The 24,288-nt window shown below is 68.5% G+C and carries 24 protein-coding genes; 12 read left to right on the forward strand and 12 right to left on the reverse strand.

Features of this window, described 5'->3' with window-relative positions; translation table 11 throughout:
* Positions 1–34: 34 nt before the first annotated feature.
* Positions 35–934: an endonuclease domain-containing protein gene (locus CVV72_RS33635; protein ID WP_219147978.1), complete on the reverse strand. Its 900-nt coding sequence runs from the start codon at positions 932–934 to the stop codon at positions 35–37.
* 117 nt (positions 935–1,051) lie between these two features.
* On the reverse strand, positions 1,052–1,642 hold the full coding sequence (locus CVV72_RS33640) for a TetR/AcrR family transcriptional regulator (protein WP_219147980.1): 591 nt from the start codon (positions 1,640–1,642) through the stop codon (positions 1,052–1,054).
* A 222-nt stretch (positions 1,643–1,864) separates the two neighbouring features.
* Here CVV72_RS33640 and CVV72_RS33645 point away from each other — a divergent pair, with 222 nt between their 5' ends.
* Genes CVV72_RS33645 through CVV72_RS33655 form a run of 3 tightly spaced genes read left to right on the forward strand, consistent with a single transcriptional unit; the run spans position 1,865 to position 5,700 of the window.
* Positions 1,865–3,364 (forward strand): MFS transporter, encoded by a 1,500-nt coding sequence (locus CVV72_RS33645; RefSeq protein WP_219147982.1) that lies wholly within the window; start codon positions 1,865–1,867, stop codon positions 3,362–3,364.
* Positions 3,365–3,400: 36 nt separating this feature from the next.
* Complete coding sequence (locus CVV72_RS33650; protein ID WP_219154297.1) at positions 3,401–5,092, forward strand: SDR family oxidoreductase; 1,692 nt, start codon at positions 3,401–3,403, stop codon at positions 5,090–5,092.
* A gap of 17 nt (positions 5,093–5,109) precedes the next feature.
* Positions 5,110–5,700 carry a TetR/AcrR family transcriptional regulator gene (locus CVV72_RS33655; RefSeq protein ID WP_219147984.1) on the forward strand — a complete coding sequence of 197 codons (591 nt, stop codon included), beginning with the start codon at positions 5,110–5,112 and terminating at the stop codon, positions 5,698–5,700.
* 51 nt (positions 5,701–5,751) lie between these two features.
* Here CVV72_RS33655 and CVV72_RS33660 read toward each other — a convergent pair whose 3' ends face one another.
* A complete protein-coding gene (locus CVV72_RS33660) occupies positions 5,752–6,900 on the reverse strand; it encodes a citrate synthase 2 (protein ID WP_219147986.1) in 1,149 nt (382 codons plus the stop codon).
* A gap of 292 nt (positions 6,901–7,192) precedes the next feature.
* Between CVV72_RS33660 and CVV72_RS33665 the strand changes: the two genes are divergently transcribed.
* The 6 genes from CVV72_RS33665 to CVV72_RS33690 are packed head-to-tail and all read left to right on the forward strand — an operon-like array spanning position 7,193 to position 11,594.
* Positions 7,193–7,495, forward strand: a complete 303-nt coding sequence (locus tag CVV72_RS33665; RefSeq protein ID WP_037317886.1) for an urease subunit gamma — start codon at positions 7,193–7,195, stop codon at positions 7,493–7,495.
* Positions 7,496–7,507: 12 nt separating this feature from the next.
* A complete protein-coding gene (locus tag CVV72_RS33670; protein WP_219147987.1) occupies positions 7,508–7,801 on the forward strand; it encodes an urease subunit beta in 294 nt (97 codons plus the stop codon).
* Positions 7,801–9,522 (forward strand): urease subunit alpha, encoded by a 1,722-nt coding sequence (locus tag CVV72_RS33675; RefSeq protein ID WP_219147988.1) that lies wholly within the window; start codon positions 7,801–7,803, stop codon positions 9,520–9,522. The genes CVV72_RS33670 and CVV72_RS33675 overlap by 1 nt, the downstream gene beginning before the upstream one ends.
* Complete coding sequence (locus CVV72_RS33680; protein WP_219147989.1) at positions 9,522–10,196, forward strand: urease accessory protein UreF; 675 nt, start codon at positions 9,522–9,524, stop codon at positions 10,194–10,196. The genes CVV72_RS33675 and CVV72_RS33680 overlap by 1 nt, the downstream gene beginning before the upstream one ends.
* Entirely contained in the window at positions 10,186–10,893 is a 708-nt protein-coding gene (ureG, locus tag CVV72_RS33685; RefSeq protein ID WP_219147990.1) for an urease accessory protein UreG, read from the forward strand. Before CVV72_RS33680 ends, ureG begins: the two co-directional genes overlap by 11 nt.
* The gene (locus CVV72_RS33690; RefSeq protein WP_219147991.1) at positions 10,890–11,594 is read left to right on the forward strand and encodes an urease accessory protein UreD; all 705 of its coding nucleotides are present in this window, start codon (positions 10,890–10,892) and stop codon (positions 11,592–11,594) included. The genes ureG and CVV72_RS33690 overlap by 4 nt, the downstream gene beginning before the upstream one ends.
* Positions 11,595–11,896: 302 nt before the next feature.
* Here CVV72_RS33690 and CVV72_RS33695 read toward each other — a convergent pair whose 3' ends face one another.
* The gene (locus CVV72_RS33695; RefSeq protein WP_219147992.1) at positions 11,897–12,988 is read right to left on the reverse strand and encodes a lipase family protein; all 1,092 of its coding nucleotides are present in this window, start codon (positions 12,986–12,988) and stop codon (positions 11,897–11,899) included.
* Between the two features lie 91 nt (positions 12,989–13,079).
* Here CVV72_RS33695 and CVV72_RS33700 point away from each other — a divergent pair, with 91 nt between their 5' ends.
* The gene (locus CVV72_RS33700; protein WP_219147994.1) at positions 13,080–13,700 is read left to right on the forward strand and encodes a TetR/AcrR family transcriptional regulator; all 621 of its coding nucleotides are present in this window, start codon (positions 13,080–13,082) and stop codon (positions 13,698–13,700) included.
* 3 nt (positions 13,701–13,703) lie between these two features.
* Here the strand turns inward: CVV72_RS33700 and CVV72_RS33705 are convergent, their stop codons facing one another.
* The 8 genes from CVV72_RS33705 to CVV72_RS33740 form a co-directional block, all read right to left on the reverse strand.
* Complete coding sequence (locus CVV72_RS33705; protein WP_219147996.1) at positions 13,704–15,248, reverse strand: hypothetical protein; 1,545 nt, start codon at positions 15,246–15,248, stop codon at positions 13,704–13,706.
* Between the two features lie 112 nt (positions 15,249–15,360).
* Positions 15,361–15,954 carry an ATP/GTP-binding protein gene (locus tag CVV72_RS33710; RefSeq protein WP_219147998.1) on the reverse strand — a complete coding sequence of 198 codons (594 nt, stop codon included), beginning with the start codon at positions 15,952–15,954 and terminating at the stop codon, positions 15,361–15,363.
* Positions 15,932–16,312: a DUF742 domain-containing protein gene (locus tag CVV72_RS33715; protein ID WP_034308529.1), complete on the reverse strand. Its 381-nt coding sequence runs from the start codon at positions 16,310–16,312 to the stop codon at positions 15,932–15,934. The genes CVV72_RS33710 and CVV72_RS33715 overlap by 23 nt, the downstream gene beginning before the upstream one ends.
* A 20-nt stretch (positions 16,313–16,332) precedes the next feature.
* Positions 16,333–16,758: a roadblock/LC7 domain-containing protein gene (locus CVV72_RS33720; RefSeq protein WP_005156032.1), complete on the reverse strand. Its 426-nt coding sequence runs from the start codon at positions 16,756–16,758 to the stop codon at positions 16,333–16,335.
* Positions 16,755–19,388, reverse strand: coding sequence for a nitrate- and nitrite sensing domain-containing protein (locus CVV72_RS33725; RefSeq protein ID WP_219154298.1), 2,634 nt, complete (start codon positions 19,386–19,388; stop codon positions 16,755–16,757). The genes CVV72_RS33720 and CVV72_RS33725 overlap by 4 nt, the downstream gene beginning before the upstream one ends.
* A gap of 2 nt (positions 19,389–19,390) precedes the next feature.
* On the reverse strand, positions 19,391–20,179 hold the full coding sequence (locus tag CVV72_RS33730; protein WP_219148000.1) for an ABC transporter ATP-binding protein: 789 nt from the start codon (positions 20,177–20,179) through the stop codon (positions 19,391–19,393).
* A complete protein-coding gene (locus tag CVV72_RS33735) occupies positions 20,176–21,129 on the reverse strand; it encodes an ABC transporter permease (RefSeq protein ID WP_219148002.1) in 954 nt (317 codons plus the stop codon). Before CVV72_RS33735 ends, CVV72_RS33730 begins: the two co-directional genes overlap by 4 nt.
* The gene (locus CVV72_RS33740; protein WP_219148004.1) at positions 21,126–22,130 is read right to left on the reverse strand and encodes an ABC transporter substrate-binding protein; all 1,005 of its coding nucleotides are present in this window, start codon (positions 22,128–22,130) and stop codon (positions 21,126–21,128) included. The genes CVV72_RS33735 and CVV72_RS33740 overlap by 4 nt, the downstream gene beginning before the upstream one ends.
* A gap of 529 nt (positions 22,131–22,659) precedes the next feature.
* On the opposite strand from CVV72_RS33740, the gene CVV72_RS41795 reads away from it, so the two are divergent.
* Entirely contained in the window at positions 22,660–22,848 is a 189-nt protein-coding gene (locus CVV72_RS41795; protein ID WP_255632349.1) for a hypothetical protein, read from the forward strand.
* A gap of 512 nt (positions 22,849–23,360) precedes the next feature.
* Positions 23,361–24,038: a pyridoxamine 5'-phosphate oxidase gene (gene pdxH, locus CVV72_RS33750; protein ID WP_219148006.1), complete on the forward strand. Its 678-nt coding sequence runs from the start codon at positions 23,361–23,363 to the stop codon at positions 24,036–24,038.
* Positions 24,039–24,288 lie beyond the last annotated feature (250 nt).

The following is a 24,288-nucleotide window of genomic DNA, read 5'->3' on the forward strand; positions in this document are numbered from 1 at the left end:
ACACCGGTGTACCCCCTGCTTCGCAATTAGTCACCTACTTGCGTCGGCCGGCCCGGAGTGCGGTCTTGACGCGAGCGACCATGCCCTTCGGATCCCCGTACAGCTCCTCTTTCGTGATCACGACGAATCTCCAGCCGTCGGCTTCCATGAGTGCCCGTCGTTCGGAGTCGAAGTGGGGTTGCTCCCCTTCGAAATGCCAAGCGCCGTCGTACTCGATGGCGAGTTTCGCCTTCCGGATCGCGAGGTCGAGGCGTCCGAGGAACCGTCGATCGCGGTACACCTCCACCTGCGGTTCCGCCTCGATGTCGTGAATCCACAGCCAGACCCGGACCTCGGATTCGGGGATGGATTCGGCTCTCGCGTCGGAAAGCGCCAGCGCCTTCCGCGCCCTGACGATGCCGTGGTCGTGACGATGCCCGAGGTAGTTTTCGAGCTGTTCGCGTTCGATGAATCCGGCATGAAGCAGCGCGTCGACCAGACCGACCGCCCGGGGAAACGAGCGATGGAGCCGGGTGTTGGACAAGATGTCCATGGTCATGCGCAGCGGGCTCGCGATCCGGCCGTCTCGCCAAGGCTCGAAATCCTCACCGATCAACCGGGATCGTTTCAAGTACATCCCACGCTGGAAATGGAACCCTTCCTCCTCAGGTATGACGAACTCGACCGGATCGTTGTCGAGGGCGAACGGGAAACCGCGCACTGTCGCGGCCGAACAGCCGGTCAGTACCGCGCCGGAGGGTGCGGCGAGGATCGCCGCCTTGCACCGGAGCACATGATCCTGCGGGATGCGGATCGGCACGTAGACGTTCTGGAACAGCCGGTTGTAGGGCCCCGATCGGAGCTGTGAACGGGTGATGTCACCTTCGCTGATGGCGCGGCTGCCAAGGAAGGGACCGCTGAAGTCGGCGACTTCCGCGTAGTGGCTTCTGGACATGATCCGACGATGACATCCGTCGCTGACACCAAGGCCGTCCCAAGATCGACTTCGGCTCAGTTGTCCACAACGGCCCACGCCTGTGCGTAACTCGTCTGACCTGGCGCAAGTAGGTGACTAATTGCGGGGAGTGAGCAGGGTGCGTACGGAGGTTTCGAGGGAAGGAAGGAGTGCGGCGGGGTCGGCGGAGGTGAGCATCCGGTTCGCGAAGCCGTCGGTGAGGGCGAGGACGGCATCGGCCAGGTCGGCGGCCGTGAGGTCGTCGCGGACATGGCCCGCCGACTGCGCTTTCGAGAGGTACTGCGTCGTGATCTCCGCGAGTTCGTCGTAGCCGGTGCGGATGAACTCGGCCCACGACGGCCGGACGGCGGCGCGGGCGGTGAAGGCGTTGATGACGATCACCTCCGCGCGGCGCTGCTCGTCGAGCGGCATCGCCTCGATCAGCAGGCGCAGCAGCAGGTCCAGCAGGTTGCCGGACTGATCGAGGGTGTTCCAGCGCTGTTCCAGGAACTCGCTCGTCATGTCGAGGGCGAACCGGAACAGGTCTTCCTTGGTGGAGAAGTACTTCTGCACCGCGCCCGCGGACACTCCGGCTTCGACGGCGACGGAACGCACGCTCACGGCCTCGACGCCCTCGCGTGCGACGATGCGCAGGAGGGCGCCGGCGATCTCGCGGCGACGTTCGGCGCGGTCCACGATCTTCGGCACGGACGCATCCTCCTCTCCCGTGGCGGTCGGACCGCGACCGTGTGGTTTTCAGGTCGTCCAACGCACTGAAATCCACACGGTCCCTATCGCGAGGGGGTGTGTGGAAATAGAGACGTTGAGCGTCCCTATTTCCACACAGCTCTTACTCTGCGTCACCCCTCCGCTTCGCTTGCCCGCCCGACGCCCTTTAGAATACAGTCGTATTCGAACAGGGGGTACTGGGTGGATGAAGTAGCGCAGAAACGCAGGGCGGAGGAGAACCAGCTCGCCGCCGCGCTGACCAAAGGACCGGCGGAGGTTCTCGATTTCCTCCTGCCGTTGTGGGTGGGGAGCCAGCTCGGCGCGTCGGCCGCCGAGGTCGGGGCGCTGACGGCGCTGGAGACACTGGTGTCGTTCGTGGTCCGGCCGATCGCGGGTTCCCTCGCGGACCGGTTCGACCGCGGTCGGATCGCCGCCGTCGGCGCTGTCCTCTATGGACTGTCCTTTGTGGTCTACGCGGTGACACCGGGGATCGGGATCGCCTATCTGGCAGCGGTTCTCGGCGGCGCGGGCGGCGCGCTGTTCTGGGTCGCGTTGCGGGCTCGCGTGGGGGAAGGGCTCGCGAGGGACGACGGCGCGTTCAGCAAGCTGTTCGCGGCCGAAGGCGGCGGGACGTGGATCGCGTTCGTGGTCGCGCTCGCCGCCATCGCCTGGATCGACTACCGGGGCGTGTTCTGGCTCGGCGCGGCGGCCTGCGCGGTGGCCGCGGTGGTCCTGCTGAACGCGAAATCCGCGCCCGTACGCGAAGAAGGCGCGCCGCGGCTGTTGCAACTGGGCAAGAGGATGCGCCCGATGCTCGGGCTCGTCGCGTTGACCGCGATGGCCGAGGCCGGGGTCGCCCTCCTGCTCCCGATGCACCTGCAACGCGGGCATCAGCTGCAACTCGGCGAGATCGCCGCGGTGTTCATCCCCGGCTTCATCGTGTACAGCCTGCTGCCGGATTACCTGCACGGCTTCGTCCGCAAGGTCGGCCGGACGCGGGTGCTCGCGCTGGCGATGGTGGCGAGCGCGATCTTCGCCGTCGGATTGTCCTTCGCGCCGAGTCCGCCGGTACTCGCGGTCATGTGGGTGCTGTCCGCGGCGGCGTTCGCGGCAGCCATTCCGGTGGAGCAGGCGGTGGTCGCCGAGGCGGCCGGGCTCAGTCTCGGCCGTGCGATGGGGATCTACGAGAGCGCGACGCTACTCGGAGCGACGATCGGCACCTTCGGGGCGGGGCAGCTCTACGGTTCGGACGCCGGATGGCGTGTCGCCTGCTTCGGCGCGGCGGCTCTCCTGCTCTTCGGATCCTTTGTGGTTCGCGGCGCCGTACGGCGTGTCGGAGTTGCGGAGTTTCCCGTGGAACCACGAAAAACGGTGTCACAAAAGGAAAGTCCGGTGATCTGCACGGTCGAGGAGAGTTCGCAAGCGGCCGAATCGGTGACGGAGGAGCCGAACAAGCGCGCGAACCCGCTCCGCAACTGGACGGTCCATGTCGCGGTGTACGTCGTCGCGCAGGTGGCGCTGACGTTCGCCGGCTACAGCTGGCCCGTCGAAGCCTTGTTCGGCGGCTCTCGCCCTGCCGACTGGTACTGGAACTCCAGTGGTCACTGGCTGTTGAACATCGGCCGGATCTGGACCTTCATCCTGGTGATCGACACGGCGTGGACCATCGGGCGCCTGATCCTGAAAAAGCGGCCTTATTGACAAGTTGTCTAACATGACAGCATGTCTCACAAGTGGGTGACGGCCAGCGACGGTGTCCGCCTTTCGGTCCGGGTGACCGGCGTCGACGACGCGCCCACGGTGGTGCTCGTCCACGGCTACCCGGACAACGGGTCCATGTGGGACGGCATCGCCGCCCAGCTGGAACGCCGCTACCGGGTCGTCGTCTACGACGTCCGCGGCGCGGGCCGTTCGGACAAGCCTTCGGGACGTGCGTCCTACAAGCTGGACCAGCTGTCCGATGACCTGGCCGCGGTCGTCGACGAGGTTCAGCCCGAGGGTAAGGTCCACCTGCTCGCGCACGACTGGGGCTCCATCCAGACCTGGCATTCGGTCACCGGCGACAGGCTGCGCGGACGGCTGGCGTCGTTCACGTCGATCTCCGGGCCGAGCCTCGACCACGCCGGCGCGTGGTTCCGCGCGCAGGTGCGACCGAGCCCCAAAAGGCTCAAGAACGCCCTCGTCCAAGGGGCGCATTCGACCTACATCCTCGGCTTCCAGATCCCGTTGATCCCGCAGCTGCTCTGGCGCACCGGCGCGATGGGCGCGCTCATCGGCCGGATGGACCCGGCGGCCGCGGCGCCGTCCACTTCGGATGGTCTGTACGGACTCAACCTCTACCGCGCCAACATGTTCACCCGCCTTTCCCGGCCACGACCGCGGCCCGCCGAGATCCCGGTGCAGGTGCTCGCGCCCACCGGCGACAAGTTCGTCACCACGCCGTTGCAGACCGAGATCGAGCGCTGGGCGCCGGACCTCCGGATCCGCCGGATCGTCGGCACGCACTGGGTGGTCCGCGAGAAGCCCCAGGTGATCGCCGACGCCACCGCCGAGCTGATCGACCACGTCGAAGGCGGCGAGGAGAGTCGTGCGCTCAAACGCGCCCGGTCCGGCGGCTTCGCGCACAAGCTCGTCGTCGTCACCGGCGCCGGCAGCGGGATCGGCCGCGCGACGGCGCTCGCGTTCGCGGACAAGGGCGCCGACCTGATCATCACCGACATCAACGGTTCGGCCGCGGCGGACACCGCGAAACTCCTGCGGGACAAGGGCGCCACCGTCGGCGAGTACACAGTGGACTCTTCCGACGCCGAGGCGGTCGAGAAGTTCGCCCATCAGGTCAAGGAGGAGTTCGGGGTCCCGGACATCGTCGTCAACAACGCGGGGATCGGCCTGTCCGGCCCGTTCCTCGACACGACGGTCGAGGACTGGGAACGCCTCATCGACGTGAACCTGTGGGGCGTCATCCACGGCTGCCGCGTCTTCGCCGAGCAGATGCGCGAGCGGGCCGAAGGCGGCCAGATCGTCAACGTCGCTTCGGCCGCCGCTTATCTGCCGTCGAAGATCCTTTCCGCCTACGCCACCACGAAATCCGCCGTACTGACCCTGAGCATCTGTCTGCGGGCCGAGCTCGCCGCCGAGCACATCGGTGTCACCGCGATCTGCCCCGGCATCGTGAACACGAACATCACCAGCACCACCCGTTTCGTCGGCGTCGACGAGATCGAGCAGAAGCGGCGTCAGAAGTCGAGCAGCAAGCTGTACGCGAAACGCGGTTTCGGCCCGGAGAAGGTCGCGCGCGACATCCTGCGCGCGGTCGAGAAGGACAAGGCGATCCAGCCGTCGACGCCGGAGGCCAAGGCCGCGCTCGTCCTCTCCCGGCTCACCCCCGGACTGCTGCGGGCCGCGGCGAAACTGGACGTCACCCCGTGACCCGGCGCCCTCGCCGGATGTCGCCCGAAGCGCGCCGCGAGGACCTGATCCGCGCCGCGCTGGACCTGTTCGGCTCGCGCGCGCCCGAACTCGTCACGGTCGACGACATCATCGCCCGCGCCGAGGTTTCGCGGCCGCTGTTCTACCGGTACTTCTCGAGCCTGCGTGAACTGCAGGTCGAGGCGCTGAAGACGGTCACCGAAGGGCTCATCGACGGCCTGGCCGGACTCGAAGAAGGCCCGCCCGAAACCCGGCTGCGGGCCGCCGTCCGCGGGCTGATCGACGTCGCCGATCACTACCGAGCGGGTTATGTCGCGCTGTTGCGCAGCGGCTCGGTGATCGCGACTTCGGAGACCGACGCCGCGATCGACGAGGTCCGCAACCGGGCCGTCGAGCTGATCCTCGACGCGCTGGGAGTGTCGGAGCCCTCGCCTATGGTGCTGCTGACCTTGCGCTGCTGGACCGCGGTGGTGGAGGGTTCGCTGCTGAGCTGGCTGCAGGAGCGCGCCGTGCCACGCGAGGTGCTGGACGGCTGGCTGGTCGACCAGCTCACGGCCATGCTCTCGGCGACCGCCGCCCACGATTCTTCGGTCCCGCAGCTGCTATGAACGGGCCGTTCCTGGCAAATTTCGCAAGGAACGGCCCGTTCGTAGCGCTTGTCAGGACTGCTTGATCACCAGGTCCCAGCCTTCGACCTCTTCCGGCTTCCGCGGCTCGGGGCCGACGTACTTGGCCGACGGCCGCACCAGGCGCCCGGTCTTCTTCTGCTCCAGGATGTGCGCGGCCCAGCCGGCGGTGCGCGCCGAGCTGAACATCGCGGGCATCATGTGCGGCGGCACCTCGGCGAAGTCCAGGATCACGGCCGCCCAGAACTCGACGTTGGTCTCGATCGGGTGGTCCGGACGCCGCTCGCGCAGCTCCTTCAGCGCCACCTGCTCCAGCTCCGCGGCGGCCTCGTAACGCGACGCGCCGAGCTCCTGGCAGGTGCGGCGCAGCACGCGCGCCCGCGGGTCCTCCGCGCGGTACACGCGGTGCCCGAAGCCCATCATCCGTTCCTTGCGGTCCAGGATGCCCTTGACCAGGCCGACCGCGTCGCCGGTCTTCTCGACCTCTTCGATCATCGGCAGCACCCGCGCCGGCGCGCCGCCGTGCAGCGGGCCGGACATGGCGCCGATCGCGCCGGACAGCGCCGCGGCGACGTCGGCGCCGGTCGAGGCGATGACCCGGGCGGTGAAGGTGGAGGCGTTGAGGCCGTGTTCGGCGGCCGAGACCCAGTAGGCGTCGATGGCCTTGACGTGGGCCGGGTCGGGCTCGCCGCGCCAGCGGACCATGAACCGTTCGGTGATCGACTTCGCCTCGTCGACCCTGGTCTGCGGGACGGCGGGCTGCCCGATGCCGCGAGCGGACTGGGCGACGTACGAAAGCGCCATCACCGAGGCGCGGGCCAGCTGGTCGCGCGCTTCGTCGTCGGTGATGTCGAGCAGCGGCCGGTAGCCCCAGATGGGGGCGAGCATGGCCAGCGCGGCCTGGACGTCGACGCGGACGTCACCGGTGTGCACCGGCAGCGGGAACGGCTCGGCGGGCGGTAGCCCGTGGCCGAAGCGGCTGTCGACGAGAAGTCCCCAGACGTCACCGAAGGTCACCTTGCCGGCGAGATCCTCGATGTCGACACCGCGATAGCGCAGCGCGCCACCGTCACGGTCGGGCTCGGCGATTTCGGTCTTGAAGGCGACCACGCCTTCGAGACCGGGTCGGAAACCGTCGTCGACCTGGTCGGACGGCTTGGTGCTGATCGTGGAGGCACTCACTGTGGTGAAACCTTTCGATGCGCATTCCCCGGCTTTGTGTTTCATGCGTGGACGGGTTGCACGCAGCGAAGGCGCGCCTCATCGCACGGATGGACAAACTTTGCTCCACGTCGCGGCGCGGGGCAATCGAAAGATGTGGTGCTTTCGGTCACGATTACGAGAACGATTCAGTGAAATCGGTGCTCGTACGCGAAGAGTTACGGTTCCGTTCACTTTCCGTGTACCGGGGGCCGAGGTAAATCCTGTGTTTCGAGAACCGGCGGCGGGCGGTTTCCGGTGATAGACCTTTCCCATGCACCTGAGCCCCCAGGAGCGGGACAAACTGCTCATCCACGTCGCGGCGGACGTAGCGCGCAAACGTCTGGAACGAGGGGTCCTGCTGAACTACCCCGAGGCGGTCGCGCTGATCACCGACCACGTCCTGGAGGGCGCCCGCGACGGCCGGACGGTGAGTGAGCTCGTTGCGAGCGGGCGTTCGGTGCTCTCCCGGGCGCAGGTACTGGGCGGAGTACCGGAGATGGTCGATTCCGTGCAGGTCGAAGCCACTTTTCCGGACGGCACGAAGCTCGTCACCGTGCACGACCCGATCGTTTAGGGAGGGCCGCGAGTGCGACCAGGGGAGATCATCACCGGCGATGGGCCGGTCGAGCTGAATCCGGGCAGGCCGCGGGTCCGGTTGCTCGTGCGGAACCTCGGCGACCGGCCCGTCCAGGTCGGATCGCACTACCATTTCGCGGCGGTGAATCCGGGACTCGAATTCGATCGCGACGCCGCGCGTGGACATCGGCTCGACGTGCCCGCGGGGACCTCGGTGCGGTTCGAACCGGGCGTCGAACGCGAAGTCGATCTCGTCCCGCTGGCCGGGAACCGCGCGGTGCCCGGATTGCGGACGGGGTACTGATGCCGTCGATCGATCGCGAGCGGTACGCCGAACTGTTCGGCCCGACGACCGGCGACCGGATCCGCCTCGCGGACACCGATCTGCTGATCGAAGTCACCGAAGACCGCAGTATGGGGCCGTCCGGCAGCGGCGACGAAATGTTGTTCGGCGGCGGCAAGGTCATCCGCGAGTCCATGGGCCAGGGGATGGCGACCCGGGCCGAAGGCGCGCCGGATCTGATCATTACCGGCGCCGTGATCCTGGACCACTGGGGGATCGTCAAGGCCGACGTCGGCGTCCGCGACGGCCGGATCGTCGGCATCGGCAAGGCGGGCAATCCCGACATCATGGACGGCGTGGACCCCGCGCTGGTCGTCGGCCCGTCCACGGAGGTGCTGTCCGGCAACGGGAAGATCCTCACCGCGGGCGGGATCGACTGCCACGTCCACTTCATCTGCCCGCAGCTGACCGAGACCGCGCTGGCGTCCGGCCTCACCACCCTCGTCGGCGGCGGGACCGGCCCGGCCGAAGGCAGCAAGGCCACCACCGTCACCCCCGGCGCGTGGAACCTCGGCCGGATGCTGCAGGCGATGGACGGCCAGCCGGTCAACGTCCTGTTGCTGGGCAAGGGGAACACCGTCCGGCACGAGGCACTCCGGGAACAGCTCGCCGCCGGTGCGGGTGGGTTCAAACTGCACGAGGACTGGGGCAGCACCCCGGCCGCGATCGACGCCTGCCTCACCGTCGCCGACGAGTCCGGGGTCCAGGTGGCGATCCACACCGACACCCTGAACGAAGCGGGCTTTCTGGAGTCCACAGTGGACGCCATCCGCGGCCGCTCGATCAACGCGTACCACACCGAGGGTGCGGGCGGCGGGCACGCGCCGGACATCATCCAGGTCGCCGGGCTGCCCAACATCCTGCCGTCGTCGACGAACCCGACGCGTCCGCACACCGCGAACACCCTCGACGAGCACCTCGACATGCTCGTCGTCTGCCACCACCTGAACCCGTCGGTGCCCGAGGACCTGGCGTTCGCCGAAAGCCGGATCCGGCCGACGACCATCGCGGCCGAAGACGTCCTCCACGACCTCGGCGCGATCTCCATGATGAGCTCGGATTCGCAGGCGATGGGCCGTATCGGCGAGGTGATCATCCGGACCTGGCAGACCGCGCACGTGATGAAACGGCGGCGTGGCACCCTGCCCGGCGACGGCGCGGCCGACAATCTGCGGGCTCGTCGCTATGTCGCCAAATACACGATCAATCCCGCGATCGCGCACGGCATGGACCGCGAGATCGGCTCGGTGGAGGTCGGGAAACTCGCGGATCTCGTGCTGTGGGAGCCGAAGTTCTTCGGTGTCCGGCCGCATGTGGTGCTCAAGGGCGGTTTCCCGGCGTGGGCGGCGATGGGCGACGCGAACGCGTCCATCCCGACGCCGCAGCCGGTGCTCGCGCGGCCGATGTTCGGCGCGGCCCCGGTGGTCGCCGCCGCGAGCGGTTTCCATTTCGTGGCACCGGAAGCACTGGAAAGCGGGGTGGCGGAGCGCTTCGGTATCACGCGGAAGCTCGTGCCGATCTCGAACACGCGCTCGCGAGGCAAGGCCGACATGGTGCTGAACGACGCGACGCCGGACATCCGGGTGGATCCGGACAGCTTCGCCGTGCACGTCGACGGCGAGCTGATCGAGCCGCGGCCGGTGACCGAACTGCCGATGACGCAAAGGTACTTCTTGTTCTGATGGACCTCGCCGCGCTCATCATCGCCGACTCCCGGTTCCCCGGGGGTGGGCACGTCCACTCCGGCGGACTCGAAGAAGCCGTCACCCGGAAGCTGATCACGCATGAGCGCGATCTGCCGGGGTTCCTGTCCGGACGCTTGCGCACGGCCGGTTCGCTGGCCGCGGTGTTCGCCGCCGCGTCGGCGCACGCCGCCGCGCGGAATGTCCAGAGTGGACACTGGCGGCGGCTCGACGTCGAACTCGACGCCAGGACGCCGTCGCTCGCCCAGCGCGAGGCGTCCCGTGCGCAAGGCCGCGGGACGGCAAGGGCGGGCAAGGCGGCTTGGCCGTCGCCGGTGCTGTCCCAGCTGTTGAAGGAAACCCCGCGACCGCATCATCCGGTGGTGGCCGGAGCGCTGATCGGAGTGCCCTTCGACGCGGCGATGGCGGTGGCGTATCTCGCGATCAGCGGACCCGCGAGCGCGGCCGTACGGCTGCTCGGTCTCGACCCGTTCGCCGTCAACGCGGTCGTGGCGAGGCTCGCGAAAGAGGTTCGGGACGTCTCCCTGCGCGCGGCCGAGGTCGCGGGCGACGATCCGGCCGATCTCCCGGCGCCGGGGTCTCCGGCGCTCGATCTGTTCGCCGAGGCACACGCCCGGCATCATCAGGAAGAGGTGCGTCTCTTTGCCAGCTGAACATGGTCACGGTCACGGACATGTGCACCCGGTCAACTTCGACCCGACCGCCGCGGAACCCGACCACTACGAGCAGGCGCCGACCGCGGGGCGCGCGTACCGGATCGGGATCGGCGGGCCGGTGGGGAGCGGGAAGACCGCGCTCACCGCGGCGCTGTGCCGGGCGCTCGGCGACGAGGTGAACCTCGCCGTCGTCACCAACGACATCTACACCACCGAGGACGCCGACTTCCTGCGCAAGGCGGGAGTGCTCGATCCGGCGCGGATCGAGGCCGTGCAGACCGGCGCGTGCCCGCACACCGCGATCCGCGACGACATCACCGCCAACCTCGACGCCGTCGAACGGCTGGAGGAGCGCTTCCCGGGGCTGGACCTGGTGATCATCGAGAGCGGCGGGGACAACCTCACCGCGGTGTTCAGCCGCGGGCTCGCCGACAGCCAGGTGTTCGTGGTCGACGTCGCGGGCGGCGACAAGGTGCCGCGCAAGGGCGGGCCGGGCGTCACGACGGCGGATCTGCTGGTGATCAACAAGATCGACATCGCGCATCTGGTCGGCGCGGACATGGACGTGATGACCTCGGACGCGCATCGGATGCGGGGTGAGCTGCCCGTGATCACCCAGTCCCTTGTGGACACCCCGAACGCGCCGGCGGTCGCGGACTGGGTCCGCTCGCTGCTCCCGGTCCGCGCGGGGTGAAGGCGCACGCACGGCTGGCCGCCCGCTTCGAGGGCGGCCGGACCGTACTGCGTGAGCTGCGCTCGATGGCGCCGCTCACGCTGCTTCCCAAGCGGGGCACCGGTGTGACGGCGGTGGTGCACCTGGTCAATTCGGCGACCTCGCCCTTGGGTGGTGACGAGCTGAAGCTGACCATCCGTGTCGGCGCAGGTGCTTCGCTGCGGCTTTCCGGGGTCGCGGCGACCATCGCGTTGCCGGGGCCGCGTGGTGAGGGCAGTTCGTCCCTTGTGGACATCGTCGTGGATTCGGGCGGGTCACTGGAGTATCTGCCGGAGCCGACCGTGGTGACCGCTCGTGCTCGGCACACCGCCGAGTTCCGGGCCGCATTGGCGGATGATGCGTACCTGCATACGCGGGAGGTACTGGTTCTCGGGCGCGCGGGTGAGCGGCCGGGGTCTTTGGTGACCACACAGCAGGTCACGCGGGGGGACGTGTCGGTGCTGCGGCAGACGCTGGAGATCGGAGACTCCACTTTGGACTCCAGTCTTGCGCATCTGGCGGGGCGGCGGGTGCTGGCGACCGACCTCGTCGTGGGCGGGCCGGTGCTGCCCGCCGCCTCGGGTGAGTGGTGGTCGCGTACGCCTTTGGCCGCGGGCGGAACGCTCACGACATCGCTGGCTCCGGATGCCGTGACCGCGCTCCGGGTGTTCGGCACCGTCTGATGCCGGTCGTGTTCGGACGACACGCGTGATCAGACGGACGACACGCGTGACTGGACGGACGACACGCGGCGAAATCCGGCCTCGGTCGTGTCGTCCGTGTGGTCACGTGAGTTGTCCGTCTGGTCACGTGTCGGTGGCGTCGGTCGCTAGCGTCGCTAGAAAACCTAGCGGTACTAAAGGTCCCTTGCTTCCCTCAGGAGTGGCTGGTGGGGCTCGTGTGGCGGCCGAAGACGTTGCGAAAGCCACTTTCGCAACCTTCAAGGTTGCGAAAGTGGCTTTCGCGTCATCCCCCCCCCGGTTGGCTAGAACTTGGTGCCCAGCCAGGTCATCGCGACCGGGCCGCCCGCCGAGACGCCGCCGATGTGTTCCAGCAGCGGGAATTCCTGCCAGGTGACGTCGGCGCCGAGGGCGCGGTAGCGGTCGCGCAGTCCCTTGCCGACCGAAAGCGGGATCAGTTCGTCCAGCGACGCGTGATAGAGGAACACCGGCGCGCCGGGTTTGGTCTTGCCCGCCAGGTTTTCGCCGAGCCGGGCTTGCCAGCGCGGGTCCGACGAAACGTTCGGCACGGTCGTGAAGTCGTTGAGCCGCGCGAAAGGCGCCGCCGCGCCGAGCTCGACGGTGCACGCTTCCTTGACCTTCGCGACGGCCCGCTCGCCCTTCGCGTTGAGCACCTCGTTGAACGGCAGTTCCGGATAAGCGGTCGCGTAGCCGACGGCGGCACCGAGCACGAGGCCGAACGCCGGCCCGCCGTCGTTGAACTTCAGGACCGCGTTCAAATCCGCCGGGACCCCGCCCTCCGCGACGCCGACCAGGTTGACGTCCGGCGCGTAGGACGGCTGCAGTTCACCGGCGAATGCCGCGGCCTGACCTCCTTGCGAGTAACCGAAAACGCCGACGGGTCCGGTCTTGGAGAGGCCCGCTTCGGGGACTCGGGAAGCGGCGCGGGCGGCGTCCAGGACGGCCCGGCCTTCGGACTGACCGACGGCGTAGGTGTGCGTGCCCGGGGTGCCGAGGCCTTCGTAGTCGGTCACGACGACCGCCCAGCCGCGCGAAAGCGCTTGGCTCATCAGGAGGACTTCGTTCTCGGACCCGTTCGTCAGCCGGGTCGACGGCGCGCAGCGGTCGCCGAGGCCGTGGGTGCCCACGGCGTAGCTGACCAGCGGGCGCGCGCCCTTCGTCCATGGCGCGTGCGGGACCAGCAGGATGCCCGACACCGTGTTCGGCTGTCCCGTCGCCGAGGTGGAGCGGTAGTGGAGTTTCCAGGCCTTCGCCGGGGCGGTGGCGACGACCGATTTGTAGTCGACCAGATCCCCTGGGGCGCTCGGCGCGGCTTGCGCGGCCGGCGCACCGATCAGGGTGGCTGCGAGGGCTGAAACCAGAACTGTCCGAAGCACCGTTGCCTCCAGTTTGGTAATCGAGATTTTCGCAATGTAGGCGGTGTTGCTAGCATCTGGCAATCCCTGTTACCGAATCGGGGGAGGTCGAGTGGCCCGCACCTACGGCGGGGTCGCGCCCGAGCAACGGCGCGCCGAGCGGCGTGAACGCCTGCTCTCGGCTGCCTTGGACCTGTTCACCTCGACGGGTTACCGGCAGGCGAAGATCACCGAGTTGTGCACCCGCGCCGGCGTCTCGACGCGGAACTTCTACGAGGAGTTCGAGAGCAAGGAGAAGGTGCTGCTGACGCTCCACGAGCGCATCAACGCGCTCGCGCTGGAGCACGTCACCGGCACCCTGGAGACGCTGGAAGACGCCGACGCGGTCACCCGGATCGGGACACTGCTGGACGTCTTCGTCGGCACGGTCACCTCGGATCCCCGGATGCCGCGGCTGAATTACGTCGAGGCCGTCGGCGTCAGCGCCGCTTTGGAGGCACAGCACCAGGAATGGGTCGACCGGTGGGCCGCGTTCATCGAAACCGAGGCCCGGCACGCCGCCGCGCACGGGGTGGCGCCGGATCGCGACTACCGCCTGACGGCGATCGCGCTCGTCGGCGCGGCGACCGGTCTGCTGCGCGAGTGGCAGGCGCACACCCCGCCGCTCCCGGTCGCCGATGTCGCCGCCGAACTCCGGGCCCTGATGCTGGCCGCGATCACCCGGCCCGCCTGAACGTCAGTTCTGGGCGCCTTCCTTGTCCGGGTCGAGGTCGATCCGGTCCCGCTTTTCACCCTCGGGCTTCCTGCCTGGCTCTTCCTTGGCCCAATCGCCGAGCGTGCCGATCGACGACTGGAGCCGCTCCTTCTGCTCGGCGTCGGTCTGCGCGTACTTCTCGGCGGCTTCCTTGATGCGGTCGCCCGCGGCCAGGTACCGCGCGGTCGTCTTCTGGAAGAAGGACTCGACGTCGTTCCGCAACTGCTTCAAGGCGGTGTCAGCCTCGGTGGGGACGACCCCTCGACCGACGAGCTGGCCGTCGGCGTAAGACGTTTTCGCGAGTTCCCCGAGCAGGCCCGAGTAGATCTCGGCCGCTCCGTAGCAGGCCTCGGCGAGCTGCAGCACGACCGTGACGTCCACGGCGTATTTCTGGGAGCCGTCGGATCCTGGTTTGGCTCCGCTTTTGGCCGGAGGTTGCGTCATGTCGTAGAGCTCGAGATCGATGCGGTCGACCCCGGCGATCTCGTTCTCGATGGCCTTGATGGCGTCGTGGTAGTCCTTCTCGGCCTTGTCCAGGTCGCTGTGGAGTTCGCGGACGCCGGTGTCCACATGGGTGAAGAACGCGTCCAGCTGAGGGAACCGCAGGTCCGAGTTGAACGGCCGTGCGGTGAGGTTCATCGCGAACTCGAGCAGGACCAGCGCGTTGCCGACGCCGTTCGGAGCCGTGCGGCCCAAGGCGCCGATGACGGTTTTGGCGTACTCCCACTTGTCGCTGACGGCGCTCAGTACCAGCTTCTCCTTGGGGGGTTCCGTCGGAGCGGGGGCGGCTTCGTTGAGCGCGGTGGTGGCCTCGGCGATGAGGTTCAGGATGTTGTTCCTGGCGGCGTGGATGATCGTGGCCCGGCACGAGTAGCTGTTGCCGAGCCACTGCACGAGGAGGTCCTGATGAGTGAGGGTGGGGAGGACCGTCGCGAGGAAACCGTCCTGGAGGCTGTTCGCCGCGAGCCCCATCCAGCCGGTCATCCAAGCCCGGGTGCCCGACTCGGTGTTGCTGCCCGCGAGTAGCGCGATCATGTTGTCCAGGTCGTGGTCGCCCATCGCGTTGCCGACCCGCATCTTCTTCTCGACGGACGAGAAGGCGCTGTAAGCCTCTTCGAGCGACGACAGTTCCGGCCCGCCCGCGAGATCCGGGATGCCGGTCGCCAGCTGTTCCCGTTTCCGCCACGCCCAGTCCCCGACCTGGGAAAAGACGTCGAACGCCCGGCATTCGACGTACTTCGCGTCCCGTACGCTCCAGCCGTCGCAGGCCTCCGCCGCCGGCCGGGTCGCCGGGGTGCCGTCATTGACCGCCCACTCGACGATCGGGCAGGTCGTCAGATGGCCCCACGAGTCGGTCGGAGCCTGCCAGCGGGTGGGTTCCGGTGACCCCGGGAACTGGCTCACCCCGCCTCTCAACAGCTGCCCGGCGTCGTGCAGCCAGCGCTTTTCCAGCGTCTGCCAGTAGCTGTTGAGCGCCGCCGTGAGCGTCGCCGAATACTCGCTTCCGCTCATGTAGTCGCCGGACATCGCATCCACCCCCGGTTCGCATTCCCGCGGCCGGATGGGCGGGAATGCGATCGAGGATAACAGGATGGTGTGACGTTCAGGGGCTAATTGTCACTTCTTGTGCGCGATCGGGTCAAGACGCCGCCGACGCCCGCCGGAAGGTGTTGTGCAGCACGGCGAGCAGCGCGTCTCGTACCGAGAGGCGCTGCCGCGCGTCGAAGGTGATCAGCGGGACGTCCTCGCCCACCGCGAGGGCCCAGCGCACGTCTTCGAGGTCGTGCTTGAGCGAGCCGTCGAAGACGTTCACCCCGACCACGAACGGCAACCCGGCCTTCTCGAAGTAGTCGACGGCCGGGTAGCAGTCGTCGAGCCGCCGGGTGTCGACGATGACGAGCGCGCCGAGCGCGCCCAGCACCAGGTCGTGCCACATGAACCCGAACCGGTCCTGGCCCGGCGTTCCGAAGAGGTACAGCTTCACCTCTTCGTCGATGGTGATGCAGCCGAAGTCCAGCGCCACCGTGGTGGTGGTCTTCGACGGCACGTTCCCGCCGGTGCCGTCGACGGCCGCGCCGGTCGAGGTCATGGCGGCCTCGGTGGTCAGCGGTTTGATCTCGGAGATCGCGCCGACGGTGGTCGTCTTGCCGACCCCGAATCCGCCCGCGATGACGATCTTGACCGGTGTCGGCGGCTTGGCAGGCGCCGGTTCAGCGAATTGCTTCGAGTCCACGAATGACCCTTTCGATCATGCCGAGGTCCTGGGTGAAGGCGCCGGCCGGGCGACGGAGCACGACGTAGCCGAGCGCGGCGAGATCCGCCACGAGCACCCTGGCCACGCCGATGTGCAAGCCGAGCATCGCCGCCACTTCGGCGACGGATTTCGTTTCCCGGCAAAGGGAAACGATCTCTCGTCGTTCGAAGGTCAGCCTCGCGTGAGACGCCGCGCCGAGCCTGCTCGTGAGCACTTGAGCCTCGATTTCGAGCGTGCCGTCCACCGGCTGCGCGCGGCCGGCGGTGAGCAGATACGGGCGTAGCGGCGAGATGCCCTGTTCGGCGCCCCGCGGCTGAGGTACCTGGTCGTCGCTCATTCCCTTGTCCCCTCGTCAGTTCAGCTGCCGACGCTCTTCTTGAGTTCCTCGATCAGCGCGGGGGTGAGCACCTCGGTCGCGCGGTTGGCGAACATCGCCATCTCGTACGCGATGGTGCCGAGGCTGGCCTGTTTGGTGGCGAGCACGCCGAGCGAGCATCCGATGCTGATCGTGCAGACCAGCAGATAGCCCTGCTCCAGCTCGATGATGATCTTGTCGGGTGAACCGAGCGGGTGGCTCTCGGAGACACCGTGCGCGAGGCCGAGCATCGCCGAGCAGATCGCGGCCAGCCGGTCGGCGTTGGCCCGCTCCAGCTCGGACGACATCGCGATCAGCAGGCCGTCCGCCGAGACGGCGATCGCGCCCATCGCGCTCGCCGTGTTCTGTGCGAAGCGCGTCACCAACCAGTTGAAGTTCCGGGCTTCGACGCTGACTCCGGTCGTCATCTCTTGCTCTTCTCTCTCTGTTGCATCTCCGGGTTGACGGCTTTCTCCAACCCGTCACTGAAGGCGTCGAACGCGGCACGCTCGGCCTCGGGGTCACGCATGCCCTTGGGCTTGGTGGTGTTCAGCGCCGCCCGCGCGGTCTGGTGCCGCGCGGCCGGACCTTTCGCGAGTCCCGGCGCCAGCTGCGCGCCGGGGACCCTTCGGGTGAGACCGCCGCGCGAGGCGGCGGGCACCGGTGTCGGGGTCGGCATCGACACCGGCGCCGCGGCTGCCGGCGGCGGCGCGGTGGCCTTCGCGAGCCCGGCCTCGAAGCCGTCGAAGGCCGCCTTGGCCGCTTCTGGATCATGCCTGGACTTCTGCCGCGAAGGCGCTTCGGGGGCCCCGGGAAGCTGCGCGCCCTTGACCCGCCGCCGCAACCCGCCGCGGGTCTCGCCGGAATCGGCGGCGGTGAGTGTCGGCGCGGGAGCCTGGTACACGGGCGCCGGTTCGGGCACCGGCGCCGGCAGCGGTACCGGAGCCGGCGCGGGTTCGGCGATCTCCCCGTCGGTCTTGCGGAACCATCGGAAGTCTTTGGGACGCATGCCGTCGCGCGGGATCATGCCGGCGATCGCCAGAGTCGGCGGCTCGTGCGTGGCTTCCCGGGGCTCCGGCCGGGGCAGCGGCGCGGGCTCGTCGCTCGGTTCCGCCGTCGGCCACACCGGCGGCGCGGGGACGGATTTCGGCGTGGGCGGCCGGTAGGTCAGCAGGTTCGGCGGGATGGTGATCCGCGCGGTGACCCCGGCTCCCGGCTCGGTCTCGGCCAGTTCGACCTTGAGCCCGTGCCGCCGCGCGAGCCGCCCGACCACGAACAGCCCGAGCACACTGGTCGGCGCCAGTTCGAGCCGCTCGCGTTCGACCAGCCGCCGGTTCTCCTCGGCGAGCCGTTCGGCGGTCATGCCGATGCCCTGGTCCACGATCACGATCAGGCAGGAGCCGTCCGGCAGGATCTTCGTCCCGACGTCCACAAAGGACTCCGGCGGGGAGAACGACGTCGCGTTCTCCAGCAGCTCGGCGAAGATCAGCACCAGATCGGAGCCGAACGGCGACGACAGCAGGACGTCGCCCATCGAACCGAGCCGGACCCGCTGGTAGTCCTCGATCTCCGCGAGCGCCGAACGCAGCGCCGTCGACAGCTCGATCGGACCGGAAATCCTCGCCTCGTCCCGATTCCCCGACACGACGAGGAGGTTGTCGGCGTTCCGGCGCAGGCGGGTGGAGAGGTGGTCGAGCCGGTAGAGGCTGGCCAGCAGGGCGACGTCCTGCTCGTTGCGCTCCAGTTCGTCGACCAGCGCGAGCTGCCTGCCCACCAGGTTCTGCGTGCGTTTCGCGACGTTGGCGAACATGAGGCCGACGTTGCGCCGCGTGACGGCCTGCCGTTCCACCAGTTCGGCCGCGGTGGCCTGCACCCGGTTGAACGCCTCGGCCAGCTTGCCGAGTTCGTCCTGTGAGGACACATCGATGGTGGCGAGCCGCGGCGCGAGTTCTTCGGCCTGCTCGGTGTCGGTGACGCGGACCAGTTCGGTACTCGCGAGGTCGGCGACCGACGTCGCCGCCGTGGTCAGCTTCCGCAGCGGATCCGCGATCGACCGGCTGACCGCGATCGCGAGACCACCGACCAGCAGGAACAACACCCCGGCGCCGATACCGATCGTCCACGCCAGGTTCTGCGCGGCGTCGGCTCGCGCGGTCGCGGCGTCGGTGATGCCGGTGGTGACCGCGTCCTGGGCGAGCCGTCGCTGGTTCGACTGGGCGTCGACGGCGCCGAGGATGTCCGGCAGCAGGCTCTGTACGGCCTGCGGGCCACGGGCTTCCGCGAGCCTGGCTTCCAGCGCGTCGACCCGGCGGCCCGTCTCGCCCTGCTCGACCGCGACGACCTGCGTGGCCTGGGCGACGTCGGCCTGCTGCACGAACCGTTCGAGGAACAGCGACGACTGCTGCTTCGCGTCGGCCAGCACCGGCGCGCCCGATTCGGGGGTGACCAGCACGATGATCAACGCCATCCCGCGCAACGAGTTCTCCTCGTTCGCGCGCAGCAGCGCGTCGAGCGCGGTCAGCTGCTGGGTGCCCGCCGCGTCACTGGTCTGCTGCGGGACGAGGCGGAGCGAGTTGATGACCGCGTCGATCACCGCGTGATAGGTCCGGGCCACGCTGTCGAGTGAGGCGCCGCGCCGGAGCGCGTTCTCCCGGATCTCGTTCAGCGATCCGATGCGCACCAGGGCCGCCGCGAGTTCTTCCGGCGCGTCGGCGCTCAGCTGCGAACGCACCTGGTTCACCGTGTCCGCGACGACGCTCTGCTGCTTCAGCATCGCCGAACTGCTCGCCGACGAAGACGCGATGTAGTGCGCCGTCAGCAGCCGTTCCCGCTGGAGTTCCCAGGCCAGCGTGCCGAGCGCGCGGGCCTGCGACGCGACGTCGGCGGTGGTGCGCGCGGACCGGGCGTCGTCGATCTCTCCGGCGACGTAAGGCACCGACACCAGGACCACGGCGGTCAGCGGCAGCATCAGGAGCAGGTTGAGCTTGCCCCGGATGCCGAGTCTGCCGAGCAATCCGGACCGCGGCCCGCGTTCGGGCCGGGTCTTCCCGTGCCTCATGGTCACCTTTCTCCCCGGCTCCGCCCGAGGTGTCCGCGGTGCTGCTCCCGGACGAGGTCTTCGATGGACGCGCGCAGTGCGACGAACTCCGGCGCGCGTTTGACCGCGAGGTCGCGTTCGGCGGGCAGGTCGACCACGATGTCGGCGGCCACCCGGCCCGGGTCCGAGGCCAGCACCACGACGCGACGGCCGAGGAACACGGCCTCCTCGACGTCGTGGGTCACCATCAGCACGGTGGTGTGCGTGTCGGTCCAGATCCGGCGGATCAGGACCTGCATGTCCTCTTTGGTCTGGACGTCCAGCGCGCCGAAGGGTTCGTCCAGCAGCAGCACGTCGGGCTCGCACGCCAGCGCCCGCGCGATCGCGACCCGCTGCTTCTGCCCGCCGGAAAGCTGTTTGGGCAACGATTTCCGCAGGTGATCGAGGCCGGTCTCGTCGAGATACCAGTCGATGCGGCGCGCCCGCTCGGCCTTGTCGAGACTCAGCAGTTCGAGTCCGAACGCGACATTGGCCTCCACCGTGCGCCACGGGTACAGCGCGCCGTGCTGGAACACCAGCCCGCGTTCCGGGCCCGGTCCGGTGACGGTGTCGCCGTCGAGGGTGATCAGGCCTTCGGTCGGCTCGGTCAGCCCCGCGATCAGCGACAGCAGGGTCGATTTGCCGGACCCGCTCGCGCCGACGACGCAGACGAAGTCGCCGCGCGCCACGTCGAGGTCGATCCCGTCGAGCGCCCGGGTGGTCTCGCCGCGGACCGTGTAGTCCTTGGCGACGGCCTTGAGCTGAAGCGTCATGCCGCCCACTTCCCGACCCGGGCCCGCAGGAGCCGCAAGGCGATGTCGATGACCAGCCCGAGCAGGCCGATCACGATCAGCAGCGCGAAGATCCGGTCGGTCTGGGTGAACCGCTGTGCCCGCATGATCCGCAGGCCGAGCCCGGCGGTGGCGTTGATCAGCTCGGCGACCACCACGAAGTTCCACGCGGCCGCGGCGTTGACGCGGGTCGCGTCGATCATGCCGGGCAGCGCGTGCGGGACGATCACCTTGCGCAGCACTTCGCCGCGTCGCGCGCCGAGTGTGTACGACACGTCGAGCAGGGAACGCGGCACCCCGCGGACGGCGTCGGCGATCATCAGCGTGTTGAAGAAGACCGTGCCGAGGAACAGGACCGCGACCTTCGACGGTTCGCCGAGGCCGAGCCAGATCATCAGCAGCGGGATGAACGCGCTCGCCGGCAGATAGCGCAGCATCGCGATGACCGGCTCGAACAGCGCCAGCCCCGCGTCGAACGTCCCCATCACGATGCCGAGCGGCACCGAGACGAGGATCGCGAGCCCGAAGCCGAGCAGGACGCGCTGCGTGGTGGCCCAGAGGTCACTGAACAGTTCGCCCGACTCGATCATCTTCAGCAGCGCGTCGAACACCGCGACCGGCGTCGGGAGGAACATCGGCTTGATCGTGCCCAGCGCGTTCAGCGTCACCCAGATCAGCAGCGGGATCACGAACGAGGCCACCGCCAGCGTCCACCGCCAGCGCGCGGGGATCGGCGTCCGGAGCGAGAACAGCGGTGAGGCGTTCGGCTTGAGGCCCGCCCGGCGGGGCAGCGGCGACCAGTCCGGTCGCGTGCCGCGTCGTTCCTCCTGCGCCTCGGCGAGCCGCTGTTCGTCTTCGAGGCGGCGCGCTTCGGCCTCGTCGGCGGCGTCCGTCCGCTGAGCGGCCCGCCCCGACGCGTCCGTGGCGCTCACTTCACCGCCTTCACGTACTGGTCGTCGAACAGCCCGTCGAAGTTCGGCCTGCTCTGGGCGAGGCCGTTGGAGACGATGAAGTCGGCGATCTTGCCCGCCTGGAAGTTCAGGTGGGCGGGGGTGACGCCGGGGGTGAACGCGTCGAGGTTCTGCTGCTTGGTGAAGATCGTGGTGCCCGCGTCGTAGGTCTTGTACTCGTCGATCGACACCGCGCCGCGTTTGGCCATGATCCGCACGGCCTCGTCCCGGTTCTGCTTGATCCACTCGATGGTCTCGAACCAGGTGTTCACCAGCGCCTGGACCTCCTTCTTGCGCTCCTTCGACATCTGCTCGGAGACGACCAGGTGGTCGGGGATGGCGCCGGGGAACTCGGCGGACGTCGCGATCGCGCGGCTGCCCGGGCGCTCGAGCGCCTTCGTGGTGAAGGGCGCGAAGGCGGCGACGGCGTCGACCTGCTCGCCGACGAATGCGGCCGCGGCGGCGTCGGTCAGCAGCGGGACCAGCTCGATGTCCTTCTCGGTCAGCTTCGCCTCCTGCAGCGCGAGCAGCAGCAGGTAGTGGTCGACGGTGCCCTGCTCGACGGCGACCTTCTTGCCCTTGAGGTCGGCGACGCTGGTGATCCCCTGGCGGGCGATGACCTTGTCGTTGCCGGTCGAGTTGTCGTTGACCAGCACGACCGACAGCTTCGCGCCACCGCTGACCGACGCGAGCGTGTCGTTCAGGGTCTGGCTGTTCGCGTCGATCGCGCCGGAGGAGAGGGCGTTGATGCTCTCGGTGTAGCTGTCGAACCACTTCAGGTCGACGTTCACGCCGTTCTTCTCGAAGAGGCCCTTCTCCTGGGCCACCGCCCACGGGAACCAGCCCGGCCAGGCGCTGTAACCGATGGTGACCTTCGTGCCGGAGGCGGCCGTGCTGTCGGAACAAGCCGAAAGGGCGGTCACGCCTGCCAGCGAAAGGGCGCACAACAACGCCGTCATGAGACGGCGGGAACGGGAAATCACAACGCACTCCTGGGGAAGGGGAGTAACTCGGGCGTGGAAAGTTCCGGCTGTTCGAGCGCAGGACTGATCGACCGGTGTCGAACTCCCTCGCGGAAGCCCGGCCGGTAATGACGATGGCGCGACCGCACACCCGGCCGTCCCATCAAAACCTCTGAACACTCTGGATAGAGGTGATCACCCCGTTGCTCTCGGCGGCGATCCTATCGAGTGGCGCAAGGTCTACCTAGTGTGATCATCGGCTCTTGCACGATTCGCTGTCACATTCTGCTAAATCCGGCCGTGCGCCCCAAAGGACGGACTCTCCTTCGGTGGGCGACCCGGTGCCGCGCGCCGTACGTCCATCGGGTGGCGAGGGAAAAATCCGGAGGGAGTGGAGGAGGAAATTTCGTGCGGCCGGGTCGTGCGGCGCGGGGGCGGCGAACTTGTCCACCTTGGCCGGCGCTGGGCAGGCGAACGCGACCAGACCGTCCAGTCCGGTCATCAGCCCGAGCACCGTCGTCGCAGGTGGGACGGTCACCGCGGAGATCCAATGCCGACGCTCGACGCGGACGGACTCGCCGCGCCGATTCCCTTGCGGGTGGCGGGAGACGGCGGCACCGGAGGCAGCGGCGTCGCGTTGCGCGGCGACGGTCCGGCCGGGACGGTGCCGGGGCGATACACGGCGTCGTACGACTGCTGGGGCTGGATCGTCCGCGCGGAGTTCACTGTCACGAACTGACAGCACGGCAGAAGGCGCGAAGGCCGGTTTCGGGGCGCGAATTGCCGTCCCGGAGCCCGCCTTCGCTGGCACATCTCGCGGAGATGTTCCGGCCGGTAATTTCTGTCAACCGACAGAATTGGCTCGGGCCGGGCCGGGTGCCGTCGTGAAAGCCGGAAGAATTGTTCGCGAAGCGCCGAAACTTCGATGAAACAAAAGCGGAAAGGATGGCCGTCAATTCTTACCTACCCGGTCTGTCCAGGCGCTTTCCGTCTTTGTGAAGCCGGGCGCGATTTCGCGGGCGGCCGGAAGGATTCGAAGCAAGGCGCCGGGTGGGCCGACGTCCGGCCTTGATCGATCAGGTCCGGCCGGGTAACGGAGAGGTGACGGCTTGCGGTCCAGTGGCTACACACAGATGATCTGGCAGGGGTGGCGGGTGTCACCGTTCAGTGGGTTTCGCCGCCGCCTTCTAGGCAATACCGTCGGCGGCAAAGCCGAAGTCATGGCCCCGATCGGGTACGGAGGTTTGGCGGATGATGCCGGAGATCAAAGAGGGCGCCGACGACGCCGTCGTTCGCCTGCCCGGGATGAGGGTGGCCTACGAAGGGGCGGCCTTCGACGAGTCCGCGCTGGCGGAGACCTGGACCGCCCAGCTGCAGGACTGGCTGAACCAGGCCGTCTCCGCCGGGATCCCCGAACCGAACGCGATGGTGCTCGCCACCGCCGACCCGGAAGGCAGGCCGTCCTCCCGGACCGTCCTGTGCAAGGGCCTCGACGAGCGCGGTGTCGTCTTCTACACGAACTACACCTCGACCAAGAGCCATGACCTCACCGCGACGCGCTACGCGTCGGTCACCTTCCCGTGGTACGCCCTGCAGCGTCAGGTCCACGTGCGCGGCGAGGTGGAGAAGGTCAACGTCGCCGAGACCGCCGAGTACTGGGCTTCCCGCCCGCGGGGTTCGCAGCTCGGGGCCTGGGCGTCGCCGCAGTCCCGCGTCGTCGACGGCCGCCGCGCCCTCGAGAACGCGCTTCACGGGATCGAGCGCCGGTTCGCCGACGTCGAAAACATCCCGTTCCCGCCGCACTGGGGCGGGTGGCGCATCCGGCCCGACGTCGTCGAGTTCTGGCAGGGCCGTGAGGACCGCATGCACGACCGGCTCCGCTACGTCCGCACCGACGACGGCTGGCAGATCGAGCGCGTCGCGCCGTAATTTTTGCCAGCGCGCTTCCGCAAACGCGCCGAAGGGGCGTCGTTCCGCTTCAACGTCACGTTGAGCGGAGAGGCGCCCCTTCATCGCGTTTCCGGGGGCCTTCGGCCCAAAGAGGGCGCGCGGCGGTGAAGTCTCCCCGTCGCGCTGGCGCGCTCCCGGGAGACCGCTGGGTCACCGAGGCCGCGGCTCAGCCGTGGGGAGGGTCGTCCCAGCGGTCGCCCGGTGACATAAATCGCGCGCGGATGGTTAG

Origin of the sequence: Amycolatopsis sp. TNS106 (assembly GCF_019330265.1) — a bacterium.
GTDB lineage: Bacteria > Actinomycetota > Actinomycetes > Mycobacteriales > Pseudonocardiaceae > Amycolatopsis > Amycolatopsis lurida.